The following is a 13,967-nucleotide window of genomic DNA, read 5'->3' as shown; positions in this document are numbered from 1 at the left end:
TTTCCTTTGTTGCTGTGTTATTTAGAACCGGCGCTCCAGCGAAATCCCCAGCCAAATGCCCGGTCCATTTCGTCCTGGCCTTTGAAGTACTGGTTAATTCGCTCGACTTTAATTGCGCCGTTTTCGTTTACGAGTCTGGCAATGGCGCACAATGTGCGACGGTTTTCACCTTCGGTCAGGCGGGTCTCAATGGGCGGTTGATCCGGCACATGAATGGTGACCACACCATCAGTCTTGTCCCAGCTGGGAACACCTTCATAAATAAAGGCGTAAATCAGCACTTCGCGGATATGCTTCCATTCACGTCCATTGATATGCAGCCACTCGCCGTCTGATACATCACCCGTCCGGTCATCGCCCTTGAGCTGAACATACGGTTCATCGCGATAATCACCGAATGCATTACCGAGCGCCTGAATGACCGATTTATACCCGTCCTGAAGCTCAACAAAGGCCCCCAGATCCAGGTCGATTCCTTTGGAGCCGAACATGCCTGCAAAGCCTGATTTGCCGCTGCCCCGGTGCCAGTTCAGGTTGATCCGGATTTCACCGAAGTTATCCCGTTTGGTCAGGCTGATTGCAGGCTTCTCTTTTGTCAGCGATACCTTGCTCAGGCTGATTTTTGTCTCAACTGGCGGAGGGGTTACAACCGGAGGAGTCGGGGCTGCGGGAGCCGGTTCGTCGGCAATATTTACGCCGAAATGCTCTGCCAGCGGTTTAAGTCCACCGTTGAACCCCTGCGCAACGAAGCGGAATTTCCAGTCATTATTACGACGGTAAAATTCACCCAGAATTAAGGCTGCTTCCTGACGGCCGCTCAGTTCGACACTGCCGCTAACCAGGCCGGTAGCCCCTTGCTCCACGTCGATGGAAAGATTACGAAGACCGGACACCGTCTGCCCACCGTCACAGGTCACGGTGAACGCAATTTTCTGGACATCAGGTTTCAGCCGGTTGAGCGCGACAGTAAAGGTTGAGTACTGGCCTTCACTGACCAGGCTGACGGTACCATCATCGTTACGTGGCTGACCATAAAACACCATGTCCGCATCACCCTGCACCTTCCCGTCGGCATACAGGCGAAACGCCGAAGCATCCACCTGGCCGCCCGAGGTGATCCGGACCCGCAACTCCTGGGCTGGAACGGGGGCATTGCCCCCCGGCGTCAGGTTCATTAGCGAATAACCGCTGAAACGATATCGGAGTGCATATCGTCAATTGTGCGGCCGCGACAGGCATGGCCAAGGGCGGTAAAGTCCCAGTTGCCGTTATTACGGCGCAGCGAAGAAATAACGATCCCGGTATGTGAGCCCTGCTCAGTCAGCTTGTAGCGAGCCAGCTCTTTGCCGGTTTGATCGACAACGCGGCAGAACGCGTTTTCGACGTCATTGAACGACTGACCACGGAAGCTGTTTACCGTAAACGCCAGGTATTCAACGTTTGCAGGCAGTCGGGAGAGGTTGACATTAATCACCTCATCGTCACCGTCACCTTCACCGGTCAGGTTATCGCCACTGTGCACAACAGCGCCGCAGGTGGATTCCAGTTTGCGGAACCAGATGGTGTCAATTGTTTTACCGGTGCTGTCCATTAATACGCAGCCAGCATCGAGATCGATTGAGTCGTTGCCTCCAAACAATCCTCCAAGAAGACCTTTTTTCTTAACCGGATCCCAACCGAGACCGAAATGAAGCTGGCTTAATGCAGATGATTCTTTGCTGAGTGATACCGTCTGGTTCTTAACTAATGAAACCATGTTTTATTCCTTAAAATGGTAATGACCGAGACAATCAAAGGTATATTTAGTAACTGACGAAGAAAATCATATCATGATGAAGTTCTCTGACAAGGGAAATTTTGGTAGTTTTCTGTAAAAACACAAAAAGAAATCCTTTTCAGGGTGTTAATTTTCTAAGTTTAATTTAAATATCAATGTGTTATCAGGAATCCAAAAAACCTGACGCACTCCATAACCACAGGAGTTATTAATCATATTATGATTGACATGTAGCTTAGACACTCATAGACTCACTTCTCAATCATAAATTTGCATGGCGTTCCGGATAATTAAAAAAAATGAACAAGAAAATTTGGTTTATGGAAGGTTTATCCTCCCAGCGAGATATTATTCAGGGGGTAAAATCATTTGCAAAAAAAAATAATTTTGCCATTACCGTTTTTGCCTCCCACCGTAACGAAAGAAATGAAATCCTTTCCGTTGCCGACTATTCTTTGACTGAACCTGAAGATCCTCAAAAACGTCTTCAGTTTATCCAGGAAACCATTCAGTCCTACGGCATCCACCATATTCATACTGGCCGTAACAGCCAGTGGTTTGAAGAACACCGTTCAGCCATTGAATCGACCGGTGCCACCCTTACTACCGGTGCAACGGGCGTCGACTGGTTAACTCTGGCTGACGAAAAAGTTACTTTTGCTCAGTTTATGGAGCAAAAGGGTCTCCCGGTCGTACCATCCTGGCGGGTGAATACGCTGACAGAATTAAAAACACACCTCGCGGCCCCGCCGTTCACTGACAGCCCGGTATGCGTGAAGCCGGTGACGGGTATCTATGGCATGGGATTCTGGCGCTTTGATGACAGTGCTTCGCCTATGGCCGTCTTTAATCATCCCGAACATCGTCTGGTCAGTCCGCAACAGTATATTGCAGCAGCATCAGCTGCTGAGTCGTTTAAACCCCTTGTTTTGATGCCGTACCTGCCAGGCCCGGAATTTTCCGTCGATATCCTCGCGGATAAGGGCGAAATACTCGCAGCCGTGGGACGCCGTAAGGAAGGGGTTATCCAGTATCTGGTAAACGAAGGAAGCGCCTGGGAACTGGCGTGTGACTGCGCCAGGGTTATGAAGGCCGACGGGCTGGTGAATGTTCAGACGCGAAACGATGTGAATGGCAACCCGGTGCTGCTTGAAACCAACATGCGTCCGTCAGGGGGGGTGGGTTATACCCTTCACAGCGGGGTGAACCTTCCTGGGTTATTTGCTGCCTTTAAGCTCGGTCTGATGTCTGAAGATATGGTGCGCCAGAGCGCTAAAAACACCTTTTCTCCGGTTGCGGTGAGATCCATTACGGATGTAATTGCATACCCGGAATCACTCTCTAACCTTCTGAATTAAGGCGTATTTATGTCTGATATCCTCGAAGATATGATTTATCGCCGTACCCTCTCATGCGGTACGATTCAGGTAACCCGCGACCAGGGTGAAGTTTCGCTCGATGACCTGTTTGACATCGCTGAAAGACGTAACCCGAAACGCGCCTTTCTGTTTGTCAGCAAAGTACTCGGCAGGCACATTCCCGTGCCACCCTCAGTCATGCGGCAGGCCTACAGACAGCTTGCCAGCCAGTTCCCCTCGACACTGACAGGACCCGTACTGTTTATCGGTATGGCTGAAACCGCCGTTGGGCTTGGGGCCGGTGTATTTGATGAAGTGCGCCACCAGCATCCTGAATCTGTCTATCTGACCTCTACCCGTCACCCGGTTGATGGCACGTTGCTTTGCGAGTTCAAGGAAGAACACAGCCACGCCACCGATCATCTGATCTATCTGCCAGATGATGAAGAGAAAAGACGTCGTGTTACCAACGCACGAACGCTGGTTTTGATTGATGACGAGGCAACCACCGGTAATACCTTTATTAACCTGCTTTCAGCCCTGCGTAATACCGGCAAGCTTCAACATATTGAACAGGTTATAGCCGTTACGCTTACCGACTGGAGTGGCAAAGCCTTGTCCGAGCGCAGCACCTTACCAGTCACTTCGGTTTCTCTTGTAAGCGGTAAGTGGGGATGGACCCCATTACCTGATGCACCTGTCCCGGACATGCCGAAAGTCAACGTAACTTCACGAGGAGAATGGGACATCCAGGGAAAACAGTCCTGGGGCCGACTGGGGATGCTCGCACCTGCGGCCGATCTCGGCCATGAGGTCTCCGTCCACAAGGGGGAACGTATTCTGGTTCTCGGGACCGGGGAATTCGTCTGGGAGCCGTTCCTGCTTGCTGAACGGCTCGAAGCTGCCGGAGCACAGGCATTTTATGGATCGACCACCCGCTCCCCTATCGCCGTTGGTTATGCCATTGAGTCCGCCATTTCCTTTACGGATAACTACGGGCTGGGCATCCCCAATTTTGTCTATAACGTCGCCCACCAGCAGTTTGACCGCATTCTTGTGTGTACTGAGACACCCGCAGAAAGTATTGACACGCAGCTTCTTAAAGCGCTGGCTGAGGTTGCGGCCGTCGTGGAGATTGTTACCTATGAATAAACCCGTTGTTCTGAGCGACCTTGACGACACGCTCTTTCAGACCCGTCGTAAAATGGTGGACGAGCTGGCCCTGGAGCCATTCCGTACCGGTGCCGTTGATCGCACCCTGAATCCACGAAGCTTTATGACGGAAGAACAGTCCATGTTGGTGGACTGGCTCCTGGAGCAGGCTGAACTCATACCCGTTACCGCACGGGGAACTGAAGAAATCAGCCGCGTACGGATCCCTTTCCACTCCTGGGCAATCACCACTCACGGGGCCGTCATTCTCACGCCAGAAGGCAAACCCGACGAGGAGTGGAAGGCCCATATGCTCGGCCAGCTGGCTCCCTATCAGGAAAAGCTGACATCGATGCAGCGTCTGATCACTGAAATGATGGACGCAAAAGGGATCAATGCCTGGGCAAGGCTGAACTTCGAATACGGTGAAACGGCGGTTTATATGGTGATGAAGCACCGCGACAGCACCCGCCTTGACGAGCTCAATGCCATTGCAGATGAGATAGAAACGGTGTTTCCGACCGAGGGCTTCTACATCCACCGCAACAGTAATAACGTGGCCTGGCTTCCCACCGCGGTTGAGAAAGGGCTGGCAGTCAGATGGCTGCTTGAAAAACTTCGGGCTGAACGCGGAGTCTTCCCCGTAATTGGTCTGGGCGACAGCCTGAGCGATCATCGTTTTATGAAACTGTGCAGCTGGTTTGGCATCCCGCGTCAGAGTCAGTTTGCAGATGCCATTTCACAGCGAATTTTTGGAGAAAATTAAAATGCAGCCACATGACACATTTACCGGCTCATACCAGCCCGGTGACGTGGAATTTCTGCTAAAGCCGGTAGTCATTGAGATGACGCCGGTTGAGCAAAAAGAAGAGCTGATTCAGTCAGGGAAGAAACATTATTCGGACATGCTCAGTCAGGAGCCAGCGCCAACACAATGGCATCTTGATTTGTTTCACCGGGCGCTGGATCGGGGCGCAGAGAGACTTGCAAAAGAAGTCACACAGCTCGCTATTGCTCTGGCCGAACGCTTCGGTGATGAGCCCATTGTACTGGCCAGTCTCGTCAGAGCTGGCGTGCCGCTCGGCGTTATGCTGCACCAGGCCCTGCGTGACATGGGGAAAACCTCATGGCATTACGGTATCAGCATTATCCGGGATCGTGGAATTGACGGTGCAGCCCTCGACGTCATTGAAGAGCGCCATGGTACCAGCGGTATTGTCTTTGTTGACGGATGGACAGGTAAAGGCGCAATTACCGGAGAGCTTGTACGCGCACTGAAAGATCGCCCGGGCTATCCTGAGCAGCCGCGACTGGTTGTCCTGGCCGATCCCTGTGGCTGCTCCTGGCTTGCAGCCAGTGATGATGACTGGCTCATTCCTTTTGGCATCATGGGTGCGCCGGTATCAGGCCTGATCTCCCGGTCAGTATGGTCCTCTGAAGGATTACATGGGTGCATGGTTTGCGAGCATCTCAGTGAATTCGAATGCAGCCGGATGCTTGTCGATACCGTCGCCCATTTCCGTAAGAAGTTAACCCCGTCATCCCTCGCTACCCTGAGCTGGAATATGGAGTCAGCCCGGGTCTTATGGCAGACAAGTCGCGACGTTATCGCGTTCCTGGCCGATGAATTTAAAGTGGACAGCGTCAATCGTATTAAACCCGGTATTGCTGAAGCAACCCGGGCTGTATTACGTCGGGTACCGGACCATGTATTTGTGCGTTCTATTGACGACCCGGACGTTGCCTTGCTTGTAGGGCTTGCTCGTGAAAAGGGAATAGTTGTTACAGAAATGGGGGGAACCCTCGGCCAGTATCGGGCTGTAACCATTATCAAGAAGGTACTCTGATGAAAAATCGTCTTTCTCCCTGGAATCTGGGAGCCACGCTATACATGCCTGCAACACGGGAAGATATTGCTGATGCCGTCCTGCACGGGAAAATCCCGGGTTTGCGCTCTCTGGTGATTTGCCTGGAGGATGCTGTCAGTGAAGCAGACATCCCCATCGCCCTCAAAAATCTGGAGCACCTGCTGCACGAGCTCAGTAACAGCATGCGTAGCCTGGGTAAAAATGACTGGCCTCTGGTGTTCATTCGCCCTCGGCATGCCGAAATGGGCAGATGGTTAAAAGCGCATTATGATCTTTCCGCTGTCGATGGGTTTGTGTTGCCGAAATTTACCCTCAGTTCGTTAGCTGAATGGTGGGATATCATGGGCGGGACTCACCTGTGCATGATGCCAACGCTGGAAACAGAAGACGTCTTTGACGTGGTTCAGATGCGCGAGCTGGCCACTCGCCTGGTGGAACATCCCTGCCACGACCGCATTATTGCGCTTCGAATCGGCGGCAACGATCTTATGAACGTTGTGTCGCTTCGCCGCCCCCGGGACCTGACGCTGTATGACAGCCCGATGGGCTACGTCATCAAAATGCTCGTTTCAGTCTTCGGCCCGCGTGATTTTGCCCTGACCGCGCCCGTATGTGAGCATATTGACGATCATGCCGTTATGGCCAGAGAGCTGGCTCTTGATATGGCACATGGGCTTGTTGGGAAAACGGCCATTCACCCGGGTCAGATAGAGGTCATTCAAAACGCGCTGATGGTCACTCAGGGTGAGTATTCTGACGCTCTGCGGATCCTGAACTCTACCCAGGCCGTGTTTAAGTCGCAGGGAGCAATGTGTGAACCCGCCACACATCGCCGCTGGGCGGCTGGCATTCTGGACAGAGCTCGTTTTTATGGGTTACAGAACGAGCAAAGCGCTGATGGAATCAGATTACTTACCGTGACCCAGCATCATTAAGGAAATCATAATGGGGTTCAGGTTCAGAAAGTCGATCAACATTATTCCTGGCGTTCGCCTCAACCTGAGTAACGGTGCACCGAGCCTGAGTGTCGGGCCGAGAGGTGCTTCCGTTTCTTTTGGTAGCCGGGGGACCTATGCCAATCTGGGCTTGCCCGGTACCGGGCTGAGTTACCGTACCCGGCTTGACCGGGCCGCGCGTTCCGGAGGTGGAAACCGGACGGCAACCGACCCGGGGCTCAGACAGGCGCTTGAGCAGGAAGCCGCTGAACTCATGTCAGCGGTAACCGCAATCCGTAATATTCACGAGCTGACGCCGGATCCAAAAACAGGCATCAGCTGGGCAGAGCTGGAAGCAGTATACCTGCATAACAGAACGTCGCCTTTTCAGGTTCCGGCACCGGTGCGTCCAGAAAAGCCAGACTACCTTGCATTGCCGGAAAAGCCTGCCGAGAGCGAAGGCATTAGTTTTCTGGGTAAATGGTTTGAATCGGAATCAGCTAAAGCTGAGCGCCACGCCGAAAATCTTCGCCGGTGGCAGCAGGAGCTGATTGATGTGGAGCGTGAGAATACCCTTCGACAGCACCGGTACCAGCAACAACGGACGGCCTGGGCCGAACAGTATGCAAACTGGAAGTTTGAAGCAGAAGAACATGAAAAACGGCTCGCCACGGCTCAGGCAGATGCCCGGCAGCAGTTCCGGACAGACGCCGCGTTTTTCGAATCATACCTGGCGGGTGTGCTGGCAGAAACTGAATGGCCGCGTGAAACGATTGTTGCATTTGAAGTAAAGCCGGAGCTATCAGCAGTCCTGCTGGACGTTGATTTAGCTGAGATTGAAGATTTCCCTGATAAGATTTACGGCGTTAATGCCCGGGGCACGGAGCTGACGGAAAAAGCCATGACGCAAAAAGCCGTACGCGAAAACTATGCCCGCCACGTCCATGGCTGCTTGTTCCGCCTGGTCGGTATCGTTTTACATACGCTACCTTTCGACAACGTGATTGTGTCAGGCTTTACGCAACGGGTCAGTAAGCGGACCGGCTATCTGGAGGATGAGTATATCCTGTCCTGCAAATGCACTCGCAGCCAGATGTCGTCAGTAAATTTTGCAGGCATAGAACACATTGATCCGGTTGAAGCGTTAGGCGATCACCCGGTTATTCGAAAGATGAGCAGTACCTTCATTTTTCAGCCTATTGAACCACTAACCCTTTAAGCAGGCTAAATCTTACGATGCAATTAAATACCAGACAGGCCCGGATTTTTAAGCTTGCCAACTTACTGGGCACCGGCAAGCCCGTTTCCGCTGCCGACATTATAACCAGTCTGGAATGCTCAGAGCCGACATTAACCCGGGCCCTCAAAGAGCTACGCGAGTCATATTCTGCGGAGATCAAATACAGCAAGGCAGGTCATTCCTACCATCTCGTTAATCCGGGCCAGCTGGATAAAAAGACCCTTCGCCGGATGAATGAAGCGCTCGCACAGAATGCTGAACTGAAAACCGGTGAGTCTACAGGGAAGGTCGTACTCGATAAGGATAAAAAAACAGCCGTGTCCTTATCGCTACGCATGCGGATCTTAAGAAAAATTGACCGTCTGGCTGCGCTGAGTGGCTCGACCCGAAGTGAAGCGGTAGAGAAGCTGGCTCTGCACTCCGTTGACGAACTGATAAAAGAATACAGCGCTAAAAAGTCCTGACGCTAAATCTCAGACCGGGGTGAAAACCCCGGTTTTGTCATATTTTACCTCTGTATTGGCGTGACGTAGTTTTGATCTATTCTCCTCCCGCAATGCCAGCAGCGCCTTACTGACTACAAAACCTGGTGTCTTGACATCCTCTTGTGCTACACATCAATCTTTGGGCGTTTTACACTCCATTCATGCAGATCTGTGATGTATGATGAATTTCATACATAAGACAGTTTATTTGTCCGAGTTTTTTCAGAAATCTTATATTCCAGTCCGGTCTGAATTATTTTTCTGTTGATAAGAGGCCATTCACATGTCGGTAATTCTATGGTGGTTAACTTATTTCTTTAATGCCGCTTCTGAGTATTTAATCTCCACCCGACAGATGTCGTGCCGTTTTATCAAATCAACAAACCCTGGCCTCTTCCTGAAACTACTCTCCTCTTCCGATCTCTTAAGAAGGAATTACATTTGAGACGCTTACCCGTATATCTGCTACTCGACACGTCCGGCTCTATGCACGGAGAGCCTATCGAAGCGGTTAAAAATGGCGTTCAGACGCTGCTTACCACGCTGAAACAGGATCCGTATGCACTCGAAACGGCTCACGTGTCAGTGATCACCTTTGATTCTTCAGCCCGACAGGCAGTCCCCCTGACAGACCTCCTGAGTTTCCAGATGCCAGCACTAACAGCCAGCGGCACCACGTCTCTTGGCGAAGCGCTTTCCCTCACGGCCAGCTCCATTGCCAAAGAAGTACAGAAAACGACGGCTGACACTAAAGGTGACTGGCGTCCCCTTGTATTCCTGATGACGGATGGAAGTCCGAATGATGACTGGCGTAAAGGCCTGAATGACTTTAAAGCGGCCAGAACCGGCGTTGTTGTGGCATGTGCAGCCGGGCATGATGCCGATACCAGCGTCCTCAAAGAAATCACTGAAATCGTGGTTCAGCTCGATACAGCTGACAGTTCGACGATTAAAGCTTTCTTTAAATGGGTCAGTGCGAGCATTTCGGTAGGCAGTCAGAAAGTGGAGTCCAGCAAAAAAGAAGTGATCGGTCTTGAAGACCTGCCACCGCCGCCGCCAGAAGTAAATGTGGTCTTATAATTTTATTGATTAAGGGGATATCATGTCTGTCAGTCTGAGCAAAGGCCAGGGCGTAAGCCTGAAAAAAAATGAATACGATCTCTCGTCCGTTACTATCGGCCTCGGTTGGGATATTAATGAGGAAAAGAAAGGTTTTCTCGGCGGGATCTTTGGTAAAAAAGAAGAAGAATACGACCTTGATGTGATCGCTTTCCTGTGTAATTCAGCCGGAAAGGTGACCGATCTCGGCAATGTGGAAAATGGTAAACCAACGCTTGTGAATGGCGATATCATCTTTTTCAACAGCCTTCGCCATAAGTCAGGCAATATCTGGCTGACGGGCGATAACCGAACCGGAGCCGGTGACGGTGACGATGAGCAAATTATTGTGCGCCTGAATTCCCTTGACGCTCAGTACGAGAAAATTGTGTTCATCGTTCAGATCTACAATGGTGAAAAGCTCCAGCAGCACTTTGGTAAAGTTCAGAATGCCTTCATCCGGGCAGTAGATGCCCGTAATATTGAAATGGCACGATTCGATCTTTCTGGCGGACCCGCCTTCGCCAGCCAGCGCTCCATGGTCTTTGCCGAGCTGATACGCGAGGCTACAGGCTGGAAACTCAGGGCAATTGGTGAGCCTTCAGAATCAGATTCGTTTGTCTCGCACCTGAGGAATTACATGTGATGCGCCGCCTGCCTGTTTACCTTGTTATCGACACATCCGGCTCGATGCGCGGTGAGTCAATCCATTCCGTTAACGTTGGAATTCAGGCGATGCTTAGCGCTCTTCGCCAGGATCCCTACGCCCTCGAAAGCGTTCATATCTCCATTATCACCTATGACAATGAGGCGCGTGAGTTCATTCCTCTCACGCCGCTGGAAGACTTCCAGTTTTCTGACATCGTTGTGCCAAGCGCAGGCGGGACGTTCACCGGTGCTGCCCTTGAATGTCTGATGCAGTGTGTTGAACGGGATGTACGTCGCTCAGATGGTGATACCAAAGGAGACTGGCGTCCTCTGGTATTCCTGATGACTGATGGAACCCCTTCTGATGCCCTGGCGTACGGTGAAGCGGTAAAAGCGATTCGCGGCCGGGGATTCGGATCCATCATTGCCTGCGCCGTTGGTCCTAAAGCAGGCCATGAGCACTTAAAACAGCTCACCGATAAGGTTGTGTCTCTGGAGACGCTAGATTCAACCGCGTTTGCAGGTTTCTTTAAATGGGTATCGGCCAGCGTGTCTTCCGGCAGCACAAGCGCGGGGATCAATAACGGAACTGATACCCTTCCCCCTCCTCCACCAGAAATCCAGCTGGTGCTCTGACAGACAGAAAGGTGCTGTTTCCGGGCAGCACCTTTCTGTACAGCAACGTTTTCTGCTGGCCGTACCAGCCGTACGAGGAAAATTATGAGACGCCTTCCCGTGTTTTTTGTCCTGGACTGTTCAGAGTCCATGATTGGTGAAAACCTGAAAAAAATGACTGATGGTCTGCAAATGATCGTCGGAGATTTAAGAAAGGATCCACACGCACTTGAAACAGCCTGGGTCTCGGTAATCGCATTTGCCGGTGTAGCCCGTACGATTGTACCTCTTCACGAAATTGCCTCGTTCTACCCTCCCCGCCTTCCCGTTGGCGGCGGTACGAGCCTTGGAGCTGCATTGCGTGAGCTGACCGTGCAAATTGATACCCAGGTCAGAAAAACCACTCATGAGGCTAAAGGCGACTGGAAACCCGTCGTGTATCTCCTTACCGACGGACGTCCGACTGACGACACAACCGCAGAAGTGAAGCGCTGGAAGGATCACTACGCGAGTAAAGTGAATCTCATTGCCGTTGGCCTGGGGCCGTCAGCGGACCTGAATATCCTGCGGCAACTGACAGAGAATGTCATGCTGTTCACCGAATCTCAGGAAGGGGACTTTACCCGCTTCATCAAATGGATCACGGCCTCGGTTACGGCGCACAGCCGCAGCGTCGGGGACGACAAACAACCTGAGCTCAGCCAGACTGAATACATAGTCCGGCTGGCCAAGGACGAGCCAGTAAAAGCGTACGACGAAAACTGCGTTACGCTTACCGGCCGTTGCAGCAAGACCCGTCGTCCGTACCTGATGAAGTATGAACGGCCACCAGCAAGGGTTTCCGGGCTCGATTTCAGTCTGAACCTGAACAGCTTTAATATTGCCGGATGCTATCCCATCGATGAGGACTATTTTGCGTGGTCAGATGCCACCGCTACCGGTTTGCAGGTAAATACCAGCGAACTGCATGGCGTACCGGGTTGCCCCCACTGCGGTAATGCCAGTGCGTTTGCCCTGTGCTCATGCGGAAAGTTGCTGTGTATTGACGGCCCGGATGACGTGATCTGCCCGTGGTGTGAAACAGGCCTGTCATTCAGCAATGATGGCGGAAACACTAACTTCGACGTAAACAGAGGGAGAGGTTGATGTCGCAAAATGCTTTACTTGAAGAGAAGATTATCCGCTTAGTTCTGTCTGAGCTGGGCCACCCTGTTGAAGGTGAGCGGCTTTTACTTCTATCGCAGGACCCATCCCTTACCGAAGAAATTATGCGGCTTAAAGAGCGGATTGAGAGCCTTGCACAGGGTTTATCTGCGCGGGTTAGCGAAGGTGATAACGACGCAGAGATTGCCGCCTCGTCAGCATCCAGTCTTTCCGATCAGCAACAAACGGTCGTAAGTGTTGCTGATAACCCGGGCATTGACGCTACCGATACATCAGCACTGCAACCCCTGCCAGAAAATGAGCCTCATCCTCCGTTCTGGAAGCTGATGCCTTATTACGAATTTGATAAACCAGCACAGAGGGAAGACGAAAACCTGTCTTCCCTGGTATTAAAACCCGGGCAGATACCGACAGGCCAGCAGCGGGCCAGCTTAGCTGTGCCACCTGCCGTTCCCCCGAGAGCTAAAATAACGATCCCCAACGCCCGCGCAGGCGAACGTTTCTCTTCGCCGGTTGCTATCGTTCTGGGTGAGGGCCAGCAGGCTACTGTCAGGGACGTTGTCTTTCCCCGGAACATTGGCCTGTCTTTTGACAAAGAACAGGAGTTGCTGACAGGTACTCCCACCGAAAGCGGCGATATAGAGCTTTCAGTAATCTGGTCATGCACGTCGCACGACGAATGTGAAACAAAACAGCTATTTATAATCAATCCCGATCCGAGAAGCCTGTGGAAGGTGGTAGAGCCACCAGCAGACGCTCCCTACCCTAAGTCCCATCTGGACGCTGCTGGCCTGGTCAGGGGTGATATACGTATTGCTGCCGCCAGTCGCCGGGGACGCTCTCATGAGCATGCCGGAAGCTTCAGAGATGACGACTTCTACATCAACCACTGCCAGGAAACAGGATGGTCTGTCATGCTGGTCGCAGACGGAGCCGGTAGTGCGGTAAATTCCCGGGAAGGCTCCCGGATTGCAGTCAAAACGGCTGGCGATTACCTTTTAAATCAGCTCAGTGGTGTGAAAGGCGTCCATTTAAAGCAGCACATCACGGCGTGGGAAGGGAGCGATCAGCAGGCAACAATAAACGCCATGCTTCATCATTTTAAACAGGCAGCTACGCTCGCGGTCAACAGTATCCAGAACGAAGCCATTTGTGCAGAACAACCTGTGAAATCCTATTCAACAACCCTTCTGGCAACTGTAGCGCTACGAACTGATAACGAGCTGTTTGCGGCTGCATTCTGGCTTGGTGATGGTGCGATAGGTGCATACAGCCCTTCCGGTAAAGTCAGGATACTGGGAAATCCCGATAGCGGAGAATACGCAGGACAAACCCGTTTCCTTGACCAGAGCATTATCGCAGACCCCTCGTTTAGCGGCCGCATCAGCGTGGGTAAATGGAATGATGTATCTCACTTGATCCTCATGACAGACGGCGTCTCAGACCCTCTGTTTGAGACGGATAATGGGCTTCGCAGTGACGAAAAATGGACCCGTCTCGTTGATGAGCTCAACCCTGTCCTTACAGACGCCAGTATTGCGCCTGAGAGGTTAGGCGACTGGCTTAACTTTTTCTCCACAGGGAACCATGATGACCGCACTATTGCGGTGTTGTGGTAAGGGATACG

14 protein-coding genes are annotated in these 13,967 nt (G+C 51.9%); 12 read left to right on the top strand and 2 right to left on the bottom strand.

Annotated features, from left to right (window positions below; genetic code table 11):
* Nucleotides 1-17: 17 nt before the first annotated feature.
* On the bottom strand, nucleotides 18-1,175 hold the full coding sequence (locus tag ACLJRH_RS22300) for a TerD family protein (RefSeq protein ID WP_001054786.1): 1,158 nt from the start codon (nucleotides 1,173-1,175) through the stop codon (nucleotides 18-20).
* A complete protein-coding gene (locus ACLJRH_RS22295) occupies nucleotides 1,175-1,756 on the bottom strand; it encodes a tellurium resistance-associated protein TerZ (protein WP_000254137.1) in 582 nt (193 codons plus the stop codon). Before ACLJRH_RS22295 ends, ACLJRH_RS22300 begins: the two co-directional genes overlap by 1 nt.
* 320 nt (nucleotides 1,757-2,076) lie before the next feature.
* Between ACLJRH_RS22295 and ACLJRH_RS22290 the strand changes: the two genes are divergently transcribed.
* The 12 genes from ACLJRH_RS22290 to ACLJRH_RS22235 all read left to right on the top strand — a co-directional run bounded on the left by ACLJRH_RS22290 (nucleotide 2,077) and on the right by ACLJRH_RS22235 (nucleotide 13,959).
* Entirely contained in the window at nucleotides 2,077-3,135 is a 1,059-nt protein-coding gene (locus ACLJRH_RS22290; protein ID WP_012477371.1) for an ATP-grasp domain-containing protein, read from the top strand.
* Between the two features lie 9 nt (nucleotides 3,136-3,144).
* Nucleotides 3,145-4,287, top strand: a complete 1,143-nt coding sequence (locus tag ACLJRH_RS22285) for a phosphoribosyltransferase domain-containing protein (RefSeq protein ID WP_001280115.1) — start codon at nucleotides 3,145-3,147, stop codon at nucleotides 4,285-4,287.
* Nucleotides 4,280-5,053 (top strand): hypothetical protein, encoded by a 774-nt coding sequence (locus tag ACLJRH_RS22280; protein WP_001040058.1) that lies wholly within the window; start codon nucleotides 4,280-4,282, stop codon nucleotides 5,051-5,053. Before ACLJRH_RS22285 ends, ACLJRH_RS22280 begins: the two co-directional genes overlap by 8 nt.
* A 1-nt stretch (nucleotide 5,054) precedes the next feature.
* Nucleotides 5,055-6,134, top strand: coding sequence for a cysteine protease StiP family protein (locus ACLJRH_RS22275; protein ID WP_001585166.1), 1,080 nt, complete (start codon nucleotides 5,055-5,057; stop codon nucleotides 6,132-6,134).
* Nucleotides 6,134-7,090, top strand: coding sequence for an HpcH/HpaI aldolase/citrate lyase family protein (locus ACLJRH_RS22270; RefSeq protein WP_011152965.1), 957 nt, complete (start codon nucleotides 6,134-6,136; stop codon nucleotides 7,088-7,090). The genes ACLJRH_RS22275 and ACLJRH_RS22270 overlap by 1 nt, the downstream gene beginning before the upstream one ends.
* Nucleotides 7,091-7,100: 10 nt before the next feature.
* Nucleotides 7,101-8,309: a DUF4236 domain-containing protein gene (locus ACLJRH_RS22265; RefSeq protein ID WP_011152964.1), complete on the top strand. Its 1,209-nt coding sequence runs from the start codon at nucleotides 7,101-7,103 to the stop codon at nucleotides 8,307-8,309.
* A gap of 17 nt (nucleotides 8,310-8,326) precedes the next feature.
* Entirely contained in the window at nucleotides 8,327-8,794 is a 468-nt protein-coding gene (gene terW, locus ACLJRH_RS22260; protein ID WP_001176767.1) for a tellurium resistance protein TerW, read from the top strand.
* Nucleotides 8,795-9,256: 462 nt separating this feature from the next.
* Entirely contained in the window at nucleotides 9,257-9,895 is a 639-nt protein-coding gene (locus ACLJRH_RS22255) for a vWA domain-containing protein (RefSeq protein ID WP_001253657.1), read from the top strand.
* A 22-nt stretch (nucleotides 9,896-9,917) separates the two neighbouring features.
* The gene (locus ACLJRH_RS22250) at nucleotides 9,918-10,559 is read left to right on the top strand and encodes a TerD family protein (RefSeq protein WP_000116681.1); all 642 of its coding nucleotides are present in this window, start codon (nucleotides 9,918-9,920) and stop codon (nucleotides 10,557-10,559) included.
* Nucleotides 10,559-11,197, top strand: a complete 639-nt coding sequence (locus ACLJRH_RS22245; RefSeq protein ID WP_001253658.1) for a vWA domain-containing protein — start codon at nucleotides 10,559-10,561, stop codon at nucleotides 11,195-11,197. Before ACLJRH_RS22250 ends, ACLJRH_RS22245 begins: the two co-directional genes overlap by 1 nt.
* An 84-nt stretch (nucleotides 11,198-11,281) precedes the next feature.
* Nucleotides 11,282-12,322 carry a TerY-C metal binding domain-containing protein gene (locus ACLJRH_RS22240; RefSeq protein WP_001253656.1) on the top strand — a complete coding sequence of 347 codons (1,041 nt, stop codon included), beginning with the start codon at nucleotides 11,282-11,284 and terminating at the stop codon, nucleotides 12,320-12,322.
* Entirely contained in the window at nucleotides 12,322-13,959 is a 1,638-nt protein-coding gene (locus tag ACLJRH_RS22235) for a PP2C family serine/threonine-protein phosphatase (RefSeq protein ID WP_000081059.1), read from the top strand. Before ACLJRH_RS22240 ends, ACLJRH_RS22235 begins: the two co-directional genes overlap by 1 nt.
* Nucleotides 13,960-13,967: the final 8 nt, after the last annotated feature.

The organism is Salmonella sp. SAL04162 (assembly GCF_046551535.1).
In the GTDB taxonomy this organism is placed as follows: Bacteria; Pseudomonadota; Gammaproteobacteria; order Enterobacterales; family Enterobacteriaceae; genus Salmonella; species Salmonella enterica.
The sequence above is the reverse complement of the archived record's forward strand: the minus strand, read 5'-3'. Positions and strand labels throughout refer to the sequence as shown.